Source organism: Aequitasia blattaphilus (genome assembly GCF_024721305.1).
Lineage (GTDB): Bacteria > Bacillota > Clostridia > Lachnospirales > Lachnospiraceae > Aequitasia > Aequitasia blattaphila.
In genome coordinates, this window is sequence record NZ_JAMXOD010000001.1 from 181,196 (window position 1) to 194,856 (window position 13,661).

Annotated in this window: 13 protein-coding genes and 1 riboswitch; of the genes, 9 read left to right on the forward strand and 4 right to left on the reverse strand. The window is 41.2% G+C overall.

What is annotated here, in order from left to right:
- Nucleotides 1-6: 6 nt before the first annotated feature.
- Genes ribA through ribD form a run of 3 tightly spaced genes read right to left on the reverse strand, consistent with a single transcriptional unit; the run spans nt 7 to nt 2,838 of the window.
- On the reverse strand, nt 7-1,182 hold the full coding sequence (gene ribA, locus NHH15_RS00885; RefSeq protein WP_262064749.1) for a GTP cyclohydrolase II: 1,176 nt from the start codon (nt 1,180-1,182) through the stop codon (nt 7-9).
- Nucleotides 1,166-1,774 carry a riboflavin synthase gene (locus NHH15_RS00890; RefSeq protein WP_262064750.1) on the reverse strand — a complete coding sequence of 203 codons (609 nt, stop codon included), beginning with the start codon at nt 1,772-1,774 and terminating at the stop codon, nt 1,166-1,168. The genes ribA and NHH15_RS00890 overlap by 17 nt, the downstream gene beginning before the upstream one ends.
- Nucleotides 1,759-2,838 (reverse strand): bifunctional diaminohydroxyphosphoribosylaminopyrimidine deaminase/5-amino-6-(5-phosphoribosylamino)uracil reductase RibD, encoded by a 1,080-nt coding sequence (gene ribD / locus NHH15_RS00895; RefSeq protein ID WP_262064751.1) that lies wholly within the window; start codon nt 2,836-2,838, stop codon nt 1,759-1,761. The genes NHH15_RS00890 and ribD overlap by 16 nt, the downstream gene beginning before the upstream one ends.
- 128 nt (nt 2,839-2,966) lie before the next feature.
- A riboswitch (FMN riboswitch) is annotated at nt 2,967-3,106 on the reverse strand.
- 202 nt (nt 3,107-3,308) lie between these two features.
- Between ribD and NHH15_RS00900 the strand changes: the two genes are divergently transcribed.
- The 9 genes from NHH15_RS00900 to ftsH all read left to right on the forward strand — a co-directional run bounded on the left by NHH15_RS00900 (nt 3,309) and on the right by ftsH (nt 12,825).
- Entirely contained in the window at nt 3,309-4,712 is a 1,404-nt protein-coding gene (locus NHH15_RS00900; protein ID WP_262064752.1) for an alanine/glycine:cation symporter family protein, read from the forward strand.
- A 94-nt stretch (nt 4,713-4,806) separates the two neighbouring features.
- Nucleotides 4,807-5,667 carry an aminotransferase class IV gene (locus tag NHH15_RS00905; protein ID WP_262064753.1) on the forward strand — a complete coding sequence of 287 codons (861 nt, stop codon included), beginning with the start codon at nt 4,807-4,809 and terminating at the stop codon, nt 5,665-5,667.
- A 5-nt stretch (nt 5,668-5,672) separates the two neighbouring features.
- Nucleotides 5,673-6,395 (forward strand): 5-oxoprolinase subunit PxpB, encoded by a 723-nt coding sequence (pxpB, locus tag NHH15_RS00910; protein WP_262064754.1) that lies wholly within the window; start codon nt 5,673-5,675, stop codon nt 6,393-6,395.
- Nucleotides 6,395-7,318, forward strand: coding sequence for a 5-oxoprolinase subunit C family protein (locus NHH15_RS00915; RefSeq protein ID WP_262064755.1), 924 nt, complete (start codon nt 6,395-6,397; stop codon nt 7,316-7,318). Before pxpB ends, NHH15_RS00915 begins: the two co-directional genes overlap by 1 nt.
- Nucleotides 7,303-8,088 carry a putative hydro-lyase gene (locus NHH15_RS00920; RefSeq protein ID WP_262064756.1) on the forward strand — a complete coding sequence of 262 codons (786 nt, stop codon included), beginning with the start codon at nt 7,303-7,305 and terminating at the stop codon, nt 8,086-8,088. The genes NHH15_RS00915 and NHH15_RS00920 overlap by 16 nt, the downstream gene beginning before the upstream one ends.
- Before the next feature lie 11 nt (nt 8,089-8,099).
- Entirely contained in the window at nt 8,100-8,867 is a 768-nt protein-coding gene (locus NHH15_RS00925; RefSeq protein ID WP_262064757.1) for a LamB/YcsF family protein, read from the forward strand.
- Nucleotides 8,864-9,709 carry a DUF4392 domain-containing protein gene (locus tag NHH15_RS00930; protein WP_262064758.1) on the forward strand — a complete coding sequence of 282 codons (846 nt, stop codon included), beginning with the start codon at nt 8,864-8,866 and terminating at the stop codon, nt 9,707-9,709. Before NHH15_RS00925 ends, NHH15_RS00930 begins: the two co-directional genes overlap by 4 nt.
- A gap of 522 nt (nt 9,710-10,231) precedes the next feature.
- Nucleotides 10,232-10,897 carry a hypothetical protein gene (locus NHH15_RS00935; protein ID WP_262064759.1) on the forward strand — a complete coding sequence of 222 codons (666 nt, stop codon included), beginning with the start codon at nt 10,232-10,234 and terminating at the stop codon, nt 10,895-10,897.
- Nucleotides 10,898-10,899: 2 nt separating this feature from the next.
- The gene (gene ftsH, locus NHH15_RS00940) at nt 10,900-12,825 is read left to right on the forward strand and encodes an ATP-dependent zinc metalloprotease FtsH (RefSeq protein ID WP_262064760.1); all 1,926 of its coding nucleotides are present in this window, start codon (nt 10,900-10,902) and stop codon (nt 12,823-12,825) included.
- A 231-nt stretch (nt 12,826-13,056) separates the two neighbouring features.
- Here ftsH and NHH15_RS00945 read toward each other — a convergent pair whose 3' ends face one another.
- On the reverse strand, nt 13,057-13,524 hold the full coding sequence (locus NHH15_RS00945) for a MarR family winged helix-turn-helix transcriptional regulator (RefSeq protein ID WP_262064761.1): 468 nt from the start codon (nt 13,522-13,524) through the stop codon (nt 13,057-13,059).
- Nucleotides 13,525-13,661 lie beyond the last annotated feature (137 nt).

A 13,661-nucleotide genomic window follows, 5' to 3' on the forward strand; every position in this document is an offset into this window, starting at 1 on the left:
CCTTTCTTATAGAGACAAACGATGGTTGAATTTTTCTTGTTTTGTTTTCAAATAGTTGATGTTTTCTTTAAGGGGAGAAATCTGTAAAGGAATTTGCTCTACTACCTTAACACCAGATTTTTCAAGAGAGCTTACTTTTTCCGGATTATTCGTTAATAATCGAATGTTATAAATTCCCAGGGATTTTAATATTTCAGCAGAAAAGGTGTAATCCCGTTCATCTGGAGCAAATCCTAATGCAATGTTTGCATCATAGGTATCCATTCCTTTTTCCTGCAATTGATATGCCAACAATTTGTTCTTTAATCCAATGCCTCTTCCTTCCTGGCGGAGATACAGAATTGCACCCACTCCTTCTGCATGAATTAATTCCATGGATCGCTGTAACTGCGCGCCACAATCGCAGCGATGTGATTGGAAAATATCACCAGTTAAGCACTCTGAATGAATCCTTACCAGCAAGGGTTGTTGAGCATCCTGTATATTCCCCTTGGAAAGAAGCAAATGCTCCTTTTTGGCTGCATCCTCGAAGAGTGTCAGGTTAAAGTCACCGAACTCAGTTGGAAGCTGAACCTTTATGGCCTCATCCTTTAAGAGATAGGCTGTTAAATCCTCTACCGTAATAAGAGGCAGCTCCCACTTCTTTGCAAGTTTTTTTAATTCATCTAAGCGAGCCATTGTCCCGTCTTCCTTTAAAATCTCACAAATGTAGGCAGCTTCATATCCGTCGGAGAGCTTGGCTAAATCAACGGCTGCTTCCGTATGTCCCCGGCGTTCCAGAACCCCTCCTTCCTTTGCAATAAGAGGAAAGATATGTCCGGGACGCAGAAAGTCATCACAAGAGGTGTTGAAATTTGCCAGTTGTCGAATTGTTTCAGCACGGTCTCCGGCTGAAATGCCAGTGGATGTATTTTTATGATCAATACTAATGGTAAAAGCAGTCCGGTAAGGATCTGTATTATTCTCGATCATTTCCGTTAGATGAAAACGTGTTGCCAATGATTTTGAAATAGGAGCGCAGATTAAGCCTCGTCCAAATTTCGTCATGAAGTTAATGGTTTCGGGAGTTGCATATTCCGCAAGGCCGACCAAATCCCCTTCCGATTCCCGGTCTTCGTCGTCTGCGACGATAATAAGTCCCCCTTGCTGCAAGTGTTTGATTGCTTTATCTATTTTGTTCATGTGAAAGTCCTCCTTGTGCTTTGATGTATTTGCCGATGATATCGGTTTCGATATTTACGATTTCCCCAGGTGTTAGATCGTGAAGGGTTGTTTTTTGCTGAGAATGAGGAATCAAGCCGATTGAAAATGTCCCCGGAGTAACAGCTGTAACGGTTAAGCTAACCCCATTAATCCCAATGGAGCCTTGGGGTATAATTTCAGCCTGTAAGGCGGGAGGATAGTAAAAGGTTAATAGGGTTGCATTTTCATTTTTTGTTTTTTTAATGAGTTTTGAAGTGGTATCAATGTGACCGCTGACAAAGTGTCCTTCAAATCTTCCCTGGCTGGACATGGCTAACTCAAGATTTACCTTATCCCCAGACTTCAATTTTGAAAAGGAAGTTCGTTTAAAGGTCTCTGGCATAATATCAACGGTGAAGGTCGTCTCTTTTTTATCAATGGCGGTCAGGCAGGCTCCATTGATTGCCATGCTGTCTCCGATTTTGTAGTCCTGCAAAAATTCTTTCGAAGCCTCACAGGTTAGCTGAATGGTATGAGCACATACCTGAATTTTTTGGATCCTTCCAATTTCCTGAATTAATCCTGTAAACATAACGTATCCGTTCTCCTTCCGCTTATTCTAAAGTCTGTTCCTAACTGTTCAAAGGCAACGGAATGAAGGGGAGTGATGCCAGTTGCTTCACGGTGACTGGAAAATCCCGGTAAGCTGTTCCCCCCTATTATTTTTGGAGAAATATAAGTAACTATTTCATCCCAAAGGTTTTCTGCGAAAAAGGCATCGTGAATCCTACCGCCACCTTCAACATAAAGGGAATGAATGCTTCGTTCAGCCAATTCCGTTAGAACCCCATTGAGAGTAAGAGTTTCTTTTCGAATAACTGTTACGTGGGGCAGGTCTGGAATCACTTCCTCTGATTCTGTAAAAATCCACAGGGGTGCCAATTTGTTCTTGAAGAGATTCAGTTCTCTTGCTTTTAAAATCCGGCCTTGTCGATCTAAGACGATTCGAACGGGTGGGTAAAGAGAGCTTCCCAGAGATAGAAGAGTTGGGTTATCAGATAGAATCGTCTGACTTCCAACTAAAATCCCCTGATATTTACCTCGTTCTTTGTGGACTCTATCCCAAACTGCTTGTCCGGTAATAGAGGCAGGGCTGTTTCTGTTCATAGCAATTCGCCCATCTAAGGTGAGTGCCTGCTTTAACACGATATAGGGACGCTTGTTTCGATGGAGGAAGTTATAATATTCATTCAAGTGATAAACCTCCTCTTCATTTACACCCACAATTACCTGGATTCCATGGTCTTCTAAAAAGGCTTTTCCCTGTCCTTTTACCAAAGGGTTTGGGTCAAGCTGCCCGATGATAACCCTTTTAATTCCCTTCTCCACAATCAGGTGTGAGCAGGGGGGTTGTTTTCCAAAATGGTTGCAGGGCTCTAAGGTAACATAAAGGGTTGAATCAAATAACTCTTCGGGAGATTGGCAGTGATTGATTGCATTTCTTTCAGCGTGTTCGCATCCATATTTTAGGTGGGCACCTTTTGCGATGACACGGTTATCTTTCACAATTACTGCGCCAACCAAAGGATTGGTATAGGTATTTCCGATTCCTTTTTTGGCTTCTTCAATTGCTAAGTTCATATATTGTTTATGCATTGTTTCCTCCTTTCCAACTCCGAAGTATGTTTTTGGACAATAAAAAAACCTCGCAAAAACGAGGCATACGAAAATAAAACAAACAGAAATCCAATTTTGAAAAAAGCTTCAAATATCGAAAACTGCCGTTTTTTCTTCTCCCATCCAGACTTTAACTGTCGGTACCAGAATCCCACTGGTTCAGCCGCAATATGCGGGTCACGGACTTTAGACATTCACAATGCCTATCACCGTCGGTCGGGAATTACACCCTGCCCCGAAGAATTATATTCAATTCATGACTTATTCTAAACGCAATTCTTACTTTAGTCAACTAAAATATGAAAAAGTCTATTGACAAATATAAAAAATAGGTTTATCTTAATAAACATATTTAGGAGACAATGGAGTTTCGAAAACTTCCCTGTCTCCTTTTTTTTATGCAAAGAGATGAGACAACAACACATTGTTGAAGAGAGAAGGAGGGAATTATGCTAAATGTTATGAATGACGTAATAACCAAAATCAATTCAGTTGTATGGGGATGGCCAATGATTATTTTACTATTGGGAACACATCTTTTTATGACCATTCGTTTGAGGTTTATTCAAAGAAAGACCATCACAAAAGGCATTAAGTTATCGGTTACGGCAGATCCAAATGCAGAAGGGGAGGTATCCCAGTTTGGAGCGCTGACAACTGCACTGGCAGCAACAATTGGTACCGGGAATATTATCGGTGTTGGTACAGCGATAGCAATGGGTGGACCAGGAGCCGTGCTATGGTGCTGGTTAACCGGGGTATTTGGAATTGCAACGAAATATGCGGAAGCGTTGATTGCGGTTAAATACCGGGTAAAAACAAGGGATGGACGTATGCAAGGTGGTGCGATGTACGCACTTGAGCGTGGGCTGAATATGAAATGGCTTGGTATGCTATTTGCAATCTTCGGCGGTTTGGCTTCTTTTGGGATTGGCTGTGCAACACAGGTAAATGCCATTGCCACCGTGCTTAACGAGAATCTAAGTATACCGGGATGGACAGTTGGTATCGTGATTGCTGTTTTGACGGCAGTGGTAATCTTTGGTGGAATTAAGTCAATTGCAAAGGTCTGTGAAAAACTTGTCCCCTTTATGGCACTTTTTTATGTATTGGGATGCATCATTATTCTGATTATGAATTATGATTTTATTGGACCGGCAATTGCGACAATCTGTAAGCTGGCATTTACACCTGGTGCTGCAGCTGGTGGTCTTGTTGGGGGAGGATTAATGGCAGCAATGCGTTATGGAGTTGCCCGTGGACTCTTCTCTAATGAGTCTGGAATGGGTTCAGCACCGATTGCTGCGGCGGCAGCACAGACGAGAAACCCGGTGCGTCAGGCATTAGTATCTTCAACAGGTACATTTTGGGATACAGTAGTTGTTTGTTTGATGACAGGTCTTGTACTGGTATCAACAATTATGAAAAACCCAGCAATTAATGCGAATGAAGTTTCCAATGGTGGAGTTTTAACCTCTATGGCATTTAGCCAGATTCCTTACTTAGGGCCGATTATTTTAACACTGGGAATTATTTCTTTTGCGTATTCAACCATCCTTGGCTGGGCATACTATGGTGAAAGATGTGTGGAATATTTTGCAGGCAGCAGAGTACTGTTAGGCTATCGTATTCTTTACATATTGGTAGCAGCGATTGCACCAGTTGTTGCATTGGATTTAATATGGCTGATTGCGGATACGCTGAATGCGTTTATGGCAATTCCAAACCTGGTGGCCATTTTACTCTTGTCCAATGACATTGTAAAAACCACCAAAGAATACATCAATGATTTGGGCAAGATAGACTCAACTCCAGTGCCAATTATTGATGATTCAAAAGAGAAAGCGGCTTAAAGTTAAAAGAATATTGAGAAAAAGGTACAGACAAAGGGGTCTAAATACGCCATGTCTGTACCTTTTTTTATTTGAAAATCAGGAGGATGTTAAGATGAAAACTTTAGGATATTACAACGGTAAGTACGGTGAGTTAGAGGATATGGCAATTCCTTTTAACGACAGAGTACATTTTTTTGGTGACGGAGTCTATGATGCCGGACCGTCGAGAAACTATGTGATTTTTGCTATAGATGAACACATTGATCGTTTTTTTAATAGTGCAAAGCTTTTGGAAATTCAGATGCCTGTCACAAAGGCAGAATTAAAGCAAATATTACAGGAAATGGTAAACAAAATGGATACGGGTAATCTTTTCGTGTATTACCAAGTGACCAGAGGAACCGGCATTCGTAACCACGTATATACAGAAGGGCCGGGAAACTTGTGGATTATGCTAAAGCCAGCAGAAATTTCAGACGGTATAGAGCCAATCAAGCTCATTACTCTTGAGGATACCAGGTTCCTGCACTGTAATATTAAGACGTTGAATCTGATTCCTTCCTGTGTAGCTAACCAGAGAGCGAAAGAGGCAGGAGTTCAAGAAAGTGTATTCTATCGTGAAGGTGGAAGGATAACAGAGTGTGCACACAGTAATGTACATATCATTAAAAACGGAGAGCTGTATACAGCCCCTACAGATAATTTGATTTTACCGGGAATTGCCAGAAGACATCTGATTGATAAATGCAAAGAGTTGGGAATTAAGGTAAATGAAGTACCTTACTACCTGGACGACTTATTTACAGCAGAAGAGGTTCTTGTTACAAGCTCCTCCAACTTGTGCCTTCATGCAAATGAAATTGATGGAATGGCAGTGGGAGGGAAACAATCTGAGTTATTAGAAAAAATACGAAAGGCAGTTTTAGGCGAGTTTGTTGAGGCAACTCAATTGATACAAAAAAAGGCAGTGTGATAAAGATGAAATATTATCCAGTAGGAGATAGAGCGTTGCTTGTGGAGCTAAGTAAAAGTATCCATGAAGAAGTGAACAATCAAATTCATGAATTAACAAAAAGAATCAAGAACAGTAGAATCACCGGTGTAGTAGAGCTGATTCCGGCGTACTGTTCGGTTTTGATTAACTACAATCCCCTTCTGATTGGTTATGAAGAATTAGTTGGTAAGGTAGAGAGTCTATCCTTTGAATTGGAGGGAACTCAAGGGAAAAAGAAACGGATTCATAAAATTCCATGCTGCTATGGTGCACGGTTTGGGCAAGATTTAGCAGATATGGAAAAGTACACGGGACTTGATCGTGATGAAATCATTAAAATCCATAGCAGCGTAGATTACAAAATATTTATGTTGGGATTTTTACCGGGTTTTGTCTATCTTGGTGGTTTGGATAAGCGTTTGGAGATGCCGCGGTTAGAGAATCCACGAGTAAAAATATATTCTGGAGCTGTAGGGATTGGTGGAAGCCAGACGGGGGTATATCCTTTGGCTTCTCCAGGAGGCTGGAGATTAATTGGAGGTACTCCGGTAGAATTTTACAATCCGGAGAGAGAACGGCCAATTCTTTGTAATGCAGGAGAGTATATTCGTTTTGTTCCAATTTGCCTTGATGAGTATTATGATTTGCGCCGCCAGGTAACAAAGGGTCAATACGAAGTAGAATTGTGTGAGGAGGTAGAGGAATAATGAGTGTGGTTATTGAGCTGCCGGGAGTATTGACGACTGTGCAGGATCGGGGCCGGTTTGGTTATCAGGAATCGGGGATTACCTCTTCAGGGGCGATGGATCAGGAAGCGTATGAAAGAGCCAACTACTTGGTAGGAAATAGTGATGGAGAGGCTGTCCTGGAACTGACACTATTTGGTGGTGAAATGCTGATTACCCAGGATGCAGTTATTGCGATTACCGGGGCAGATATGAAGCCATGCCTGGAAGGAAAAGAAATACCCATGTATCAACCTGTTATGGTGACTGCCCAAAGTCACCTTACTTTTGGGTTTGCGGAAAAAGGTTGTCGTACGTATTTGGCCTTTGCAGGAGGAGTGGATGTACCAATCAGACTTGGAAGCCGTTCGACAAATCTTAAATGTGGCTTGGGTGGTTATGAAGGAAGAGCCCTTGTGAAAGGCGATTGTTTTGAAATCGGAGAGACGAAAATATACTATGAGGAACTCAAAAATAGAAAAATGTCCCCGTCTAATTATGGAAATGAATGGGAAGTGCATGTGGTTATGGGTCCTCAGGAAGAGGTTTTTACAGAAGAGGTGAAGACTTGTTTTTTAAAAAGCGTGTACACAATTGGAGGAGAAAGTGACAGGATGGGCTATCGCCTGGAAGGTCCGAAAATCACAAGTGATAGAGGTGTGGACATTGTGTCTGAAGGAATTGCTTTTGGAAGTATTCAAATACCGGCAAATGGAAAACCAATTATTTTGATGGCAGATCATCAAACGGTAGGAGGTTATGCAAAGATAGCAAGTGTCTGCTTTTTTGATTTACCGAAGCTTGCACAGGCAAGACCAGGGGATAAGCTGCGGTTTAACGCAATTGATATAAAACAGGCGCAACAAATGGGGCGGAAGGAGATAAAGAAATGGACTACAGCATGATGGCACCAGAGAAGGTGAGAAAATTAATACGGGAAGGGGATATTACGGGACCAACTGCTGGTATGAGCAATGGGTTTGCCCAGGCTAATCTGGTTATTTTACCAGAAAAGCTTGCGTATGACTTCCTTTTGTTCTGCCAGCGAAATCCCCGATCTTGTCCTTTGCTGGAAGTAGGAAATCGGGGGGATAAGACATTACCTTTTTTGGGGAAGGACATTGACATTACCAGAGATATTCCTCGTTATTGTGTATATGAAAAAGGAAATTTAGTAGAAACCCGCCAAGATATTTCGGATTTGTGGAAAGAGGATTTTGTCAGTTTTCTAATAGGGTGCAGCTTTTCCTTTGAAACGGCATTATTGGATGCAGGGGTTCCGATTCGTCACATTGAAGAGAAATGCAACGTGCCAATGTACAAAACGAATATCCCGTGTGCCGAGGCAGGGGTGTTTAAAGGAAATATGGTTGTCAGCATGCGTCCGCTGAAAATGCCGGATTTAATAAAGGCGACTCGGATAACAGGAGAAATGCCCAGAGTGCATGGGGCACCGATTCATTTTGGTGACCCTTTAGCAATAGGCATTGAGGAAATAGAACAACCCGATTTTGGTGATAAGGTGACCATAAAGGATGGGGAGATTCCAGTCTTTTGGCCTTGTGGGGTAACCCCTCAAAACGTGGTTATGAAGGTAAAACCTGAAATGGTTATTACTCATGCACCGGGGCATATGTTGGTAACAGATATTAAAAATTCAGCATTAAAATATTAGGGGGAAATAGAATGGCGGTTGTAGATTTAAATAGTGATTTAGGAGAAAGCTTTGGAAATTATACTTGTGGTCAAGACAGTGAATTGATTTCCTTGATTTCTTCAGCGAACATAGCGTGCGGATTTCACGCCTCAGATCCCCTTGTAATGATGAATACAGTTCGGGAAGCAAGAGAGAAGGGAATCGGTATTGGAGCACATCCGGGATTTCCAGATTTGGTAGGCTTTGGGCGTCGAAATATGGAGGTTTCACAAAGGGAATTAAAGGCTATGGTGCTTTATCAGATAGGAGCGCTGCAGGCTTTTTGTCATGAGAACAAAGTGAAGCTGGCTCATGTGAAGCCTCATGGGGCAATGTACAATATGGCAGGAAAAAATCCTGAAATGGCACGTACGATATGTGAGGCGATTGGAGAATTGGATAAGAGTCTGATTTTATTGGCTCCTTCTGGCAGTGAAATGGAAAAAGCAGCGAAAGAAATAGGGATGCCTTTTGCCAAAGAAGTTTTTGCTGATCGTGCTTATGAGGATGATGGATCACTCGTTCCTCGTGGCAGAACGGGAGCAATGATTGAGGATGAAGATGAAATGATTCGCAGGGTTATTACGATGATTAAAAGTGGAAAGGTTGAAACAATCAGTGGGAAAGAAATTTCGATACAAGCCGACTCTGTATGTGTACACGGTGATGGGAAGGCAGCACTGAAGTTCACAGCAAGAATCCGAAAGGAATTAGTAGCGGCTGGGATTGAGATAAAATCTTTAAAGGACATAATATGAAAAAAGAAAGCATAACAATAGAAGATATCGTTTTAAGACATTCCCAGAGGGGAATGAATGTATTGCGGAAGTATATGAAAGAGGATTACTGTAAAATATGCGCAGGAGAAATATTGAACCTTAAAAAAGGAACGATTTTTCTTACAACGGGCTTTTACGTTGCCGGTTATGCGGAAACGGACGGGCCTTTGGGAACGATGGTGATGGCGGAGGCTCTTGAAAAACTGGGATTTCATCCAGTGATTGTAACAGATGAATATTGTAAAGGTTTTTTTGAATGTCGAAGCATTAAGACTCTTTATGTTGATATTGAAGCGGGGGAAAAAGAGTATTGGGAATTACTGGAAAAATATCAGCCTGTTGGAGTTATTTCTATTGAACGTTGTGGAAGCAACATTCATCAAGACTACACAAATATGCGTGGAATTAGTATTAAGGAAGCAACTGCTAAAATTGATATATTAGTAGAGCTGGCGAATATTTTAAAAATTCCTACTTTTGGCATTGGTGACGGAGGAAATGAAATTGGAATGGGAAATCTTCAAGATGCCATTGCCAGGGAGCTGTCAATATGTCCCTGCAAAGTGAAGGTAGAGCATTTAGTGCTGGCTACGGTTTCAAACTGGGGCGCGTATGCAGTGGTTGCATACTTTCAAAAAATTACAGGTGAAAAATTGCTGCCTCAATTTGAAGAAATTGCAGAATATCTTAAAAAAATTGTTTCGATTGGCTGTGTAGATGGGGTTACGAAAGAAAGAACAGCCAGTGTGGATGGCTTTTCTTTGCACACGGAAAAGCAGGTTATTGAAGCGCTGCATCATCAAATTATAGGTTGTTCATGACGAAAAAACGACCGTTTGCTACATATCTATTGCATTATTCGAATGAAAAAGGCATAATTCAAGAGAGTTTACTTGCGGGTGTCCAAGTAAATGAAGAAGTAAATCTAAATGCCCATAAGATTACATCGAAAAACGCTCTATATTATTCCTGAAACGTAAAGAATTATATATTACATCACATATGAATGCATATATGTATTTGGATACGACCATCCTTAGCATTATAAGAGCTCAGGATGCCAAACAGTCTATATGCATAAAAGGCACCCACCCCCGTAATATATGACTTTGCAATTTATTGTTTAAAGTCATATCCTGTAAATCGAGTAGAAGTTAATCAACGAATGGTTAGCTCCTGCTCGATTTTTTGTAGACACAGAAAAATCACAATACTAAAGAATTGATAAACTTCTTGTTTCGTGTTGACAAGAAGTTCGTTTTTGGATAGGATAATAAAAAAATGGTTAAGTGCTTAACTATTCTATGCTTAACTTTTAACAAATACAAAAATACAGTGAGAAGGTGAATGATATAGAAACAACTTTATCCAAAATAATTACAATAAATCAACCAGAACTTCTGCACATTAAGGATGGCGAGGAGATATCATATGGAGCCCATCAAATCTGGTATTCCTCCTGGCTGCAGAGAATGAGTGGTTGTGGTCCAACGGCAGCAGCCAACCTATTGTGGTACTTAGCGGAAACGAGGTCTTTAGGGAAAAATCTTTTTAAGGGAGATGGAACCAATCGTCAGGAAATGACACAGCTTATGGAAGCAGTATGGCGTTATGTGACACCAGGCTGGCGTGGAGTGGACAAGGCATCTACATTTGCCAAGGGTGTTACACGTTATGGAAAGGATCATGGAGTCAGGATTAAGACACATGTCTTGGAGATATCAGGAGAGTATTTTACCCGGACTGACCCAGATACTGTGTGGAAGTTCCTTCGCAAATCCTTTGAAGGAGACTGTCCTGTTGCTTTTTTAAATTTATCAAATGGAGCAGTTGAAAATCTTGATAATTGGCACTGGGTTACATTAGTGGGAGCAAATGCGTCATTGATTGGAGAAATGTATGATCAAGGGCGGCATCAACAAGTGGATATAAAGCGGTGGTTGGACACCACTACAGGTGGTGGCGCTTTTGTATCCCTGGAAATGACTGACCGAAAAAGGAGGGACTAATTATGAGTAATATTCCCAATGAGTCAAAGCATGAAAAGAGGCGTAAGCCTAGATTTCTTAGTTGGTTTACCTTAGGAGTGGTTTTGTTTGCTGCAATGAGCTTCCTGTTTGATGGAGTGATTTCCTCGGGTAATGAGGTAAGCTACAGCAATTTTCTAAAACTGGTGGAAAGTGGAAATGTTGCTTCGGCTGAGATTGACGATACCGAAATCCAGTTTAAGCTTCGTTCTGATGGGGACGCTGCAAAGGTTGAGGAAATATTAGCGTCTGAAAATAATGGAGCAGTATTGGGAAACAGAGTTGGTGGGAAATACGTAACAGGTCCTATGGAGGATCCGAAACTCGTGGAAACCTTAACTGCAAATAATGTTGATTTTACACGTACAATTCTACGGAGTAACCCGTTACTTTCAATTATCATATCACTTCTGCCATTTCTCATTATTATGGGAATTTATTTCTTGATGATTCGCAGTACAATGAGAAAATCTGGTGGTGACAGTGGTGTAGGCGGCATGATGGGTGGTATTGGGAATGTAGGAAAGTCTAAGGCTAAGATGTATAGCGTTGAAGAGCAGACAGGTGTTACGTTCAAAGATGTGGCTGGCCAGGATGAGGCGAAAGAAAGCTTGATGGAAATGGTAGACTATCTTCACGATCCTGAGAAGTATGCGCGAATTGGAGCAAAGCAACCCAAAGGAGCGCTGCTGGTAGGACCTCCGGGAACCGGAAAAACTCTTCTTGCCAAGGCGGTAGCTGGGGAGGCAAAGGTACCCTTCTTCCACTTGTCAGGTTCAGAGTTTGTTGAGATGTTTGTTGGCGTTGGTGCGAGCCGAGTTCGTGATTTGTTTCAGAATGCAACGAAGAATGCACCGTGTATTATTTTTATTGATGAAATTGATGCGATTGGAAAACGCCGCGATAGCGGTCTTGGTGGAAACGACGAAAGAGAACAAACATTGAACCAGCTTTTGTCAGAAATGGACGGCTTTGAATCGGGAAAAGGGATATTAGTATTGGCAGCAACCAATCGGCCGGAGATTTTAGACCAGGCCTTACTTCGTCCAGGACGCTTTGACAGGCGTGTTATTGTTGACAGGCCGGATTTACCAGGCCGGAAGAGCATTTTAAAGGTGCATGCTGCAAAGGTGCTGGTCAGCTCAGATGTGGATTTTGATGCAATAGCATTGGCTACCAGCGGGGCTACAGGAGCGGATCTGGCCAACATGATTAATGAGGCAGCGTTGCATGCCGTGAAAGAAGGGCATCCGGCAATTACCCATAGTGATTTAATGGAAGCAGTAGAAGTGGTGATTGCAGGAAAAGAGAAAAAAGGAAGAATCCTTAATCCAAGAGAGAAACGGATGGTGGCATTTCATGAGGTGGGTCACGCAATGGCTTCGGCACTGCAAACCCATGCACAGCCAGTACAGAAAATTACGATTGTTCCAAGAACAATGGGGGCCCTGGGATATACTATGAATGCACCGGAAGAAGAGCGCTATCTGCTGACCCGCAGTGAATTACAAGGGCAGATTGTGACATTGCTAGGCGGACGTGCAGCTGAAATAGTTGAATTTGGAGACATTTCAACGGGAGCATCAAACGATATTGAACGGGCTACATCATTGGCTCGTAAGATGATAACCCAGTATGGAATGAGTGAGAAGTTTGGATCAATGGGACTTGAAAGTACAGAAAGCCAATACCTTGATGGAAGAAATGTATCCACTTGCTCTGAGCAAACAGGCGCCATGGTGGACGAAGAAGTTCGTCAGTTGATTGATAAATGCCAGAAGGAGGCTGTAAAATTATTAGAAGATAACAGAGAGGCATTGACGAGAATATCGGAATATTTAATTGAAAAAGAAAATCTTACAGGAGAGCAGTTTATGGAGCTGTTGGAGCAGGATGGTAATGCGGCTTAACTGTAAAATATTGAAAAGTCATTAAAATTGAAGAGATATATTATTGAAAAGTCAGTATATTCATGATGAAATATGATTGAAAAGTCATGGAGGTGTGTGCAATGCTCTATCGGGAAGGGATTACACTGTTCATAGTGCGTTAAGCACATTTGCAAAAAATGAGGGTTATCATATAAAAAGGAGCTTTGTCTTATCCAACGAAAAAGATTAAGAATCTGTTTATTACAGTTCTTAATCTTTTTTATTACAGAGCCTATCTTGATCAAAATCAGCGCAGATATCATTGAGACGGTTTAGGAGTTCAATTAAACACAACATATCTTCTTCTCCAAAACGTTCTAATAAAGTATCCCAGGTTTGATTAAATGTTTTATCGGATTCTGCAGCAGCAGTCTGACCCTTTGGAGTTGCATAAATAGAGAGCTTGCGACGATCCTTTGCATCGATTTCCCGTTTGATATAATTCTTTTTTTCCAAGGAATTTAAGATGTAAGAAACAGCAGGCTTTGTAATCTGCAGCTTATTTTGAACATCTTGAACATCAAGGTTGGCACCGGTGCATTTGCTGCCACAGTTATCAATAATTGTTTTTAAAATAGCCAGTTCGCTCATATGTATTTCACATTCTGATGAAAAAATCGCCATTGCTTTTTTGAATCCCATCAGAGAATAAATAAATTCATCCCTCGTACTGTTCACAATAACACCCCTTACTTATAATGGTATATCTTAATACAATTATACGGTATATTGAAATGCTTTTCAAATCGTTTTAAATTTTGTTAACAATTGTTCTGAATCCTTACTGTTATGATATCATCATCCTAAAAGATGCG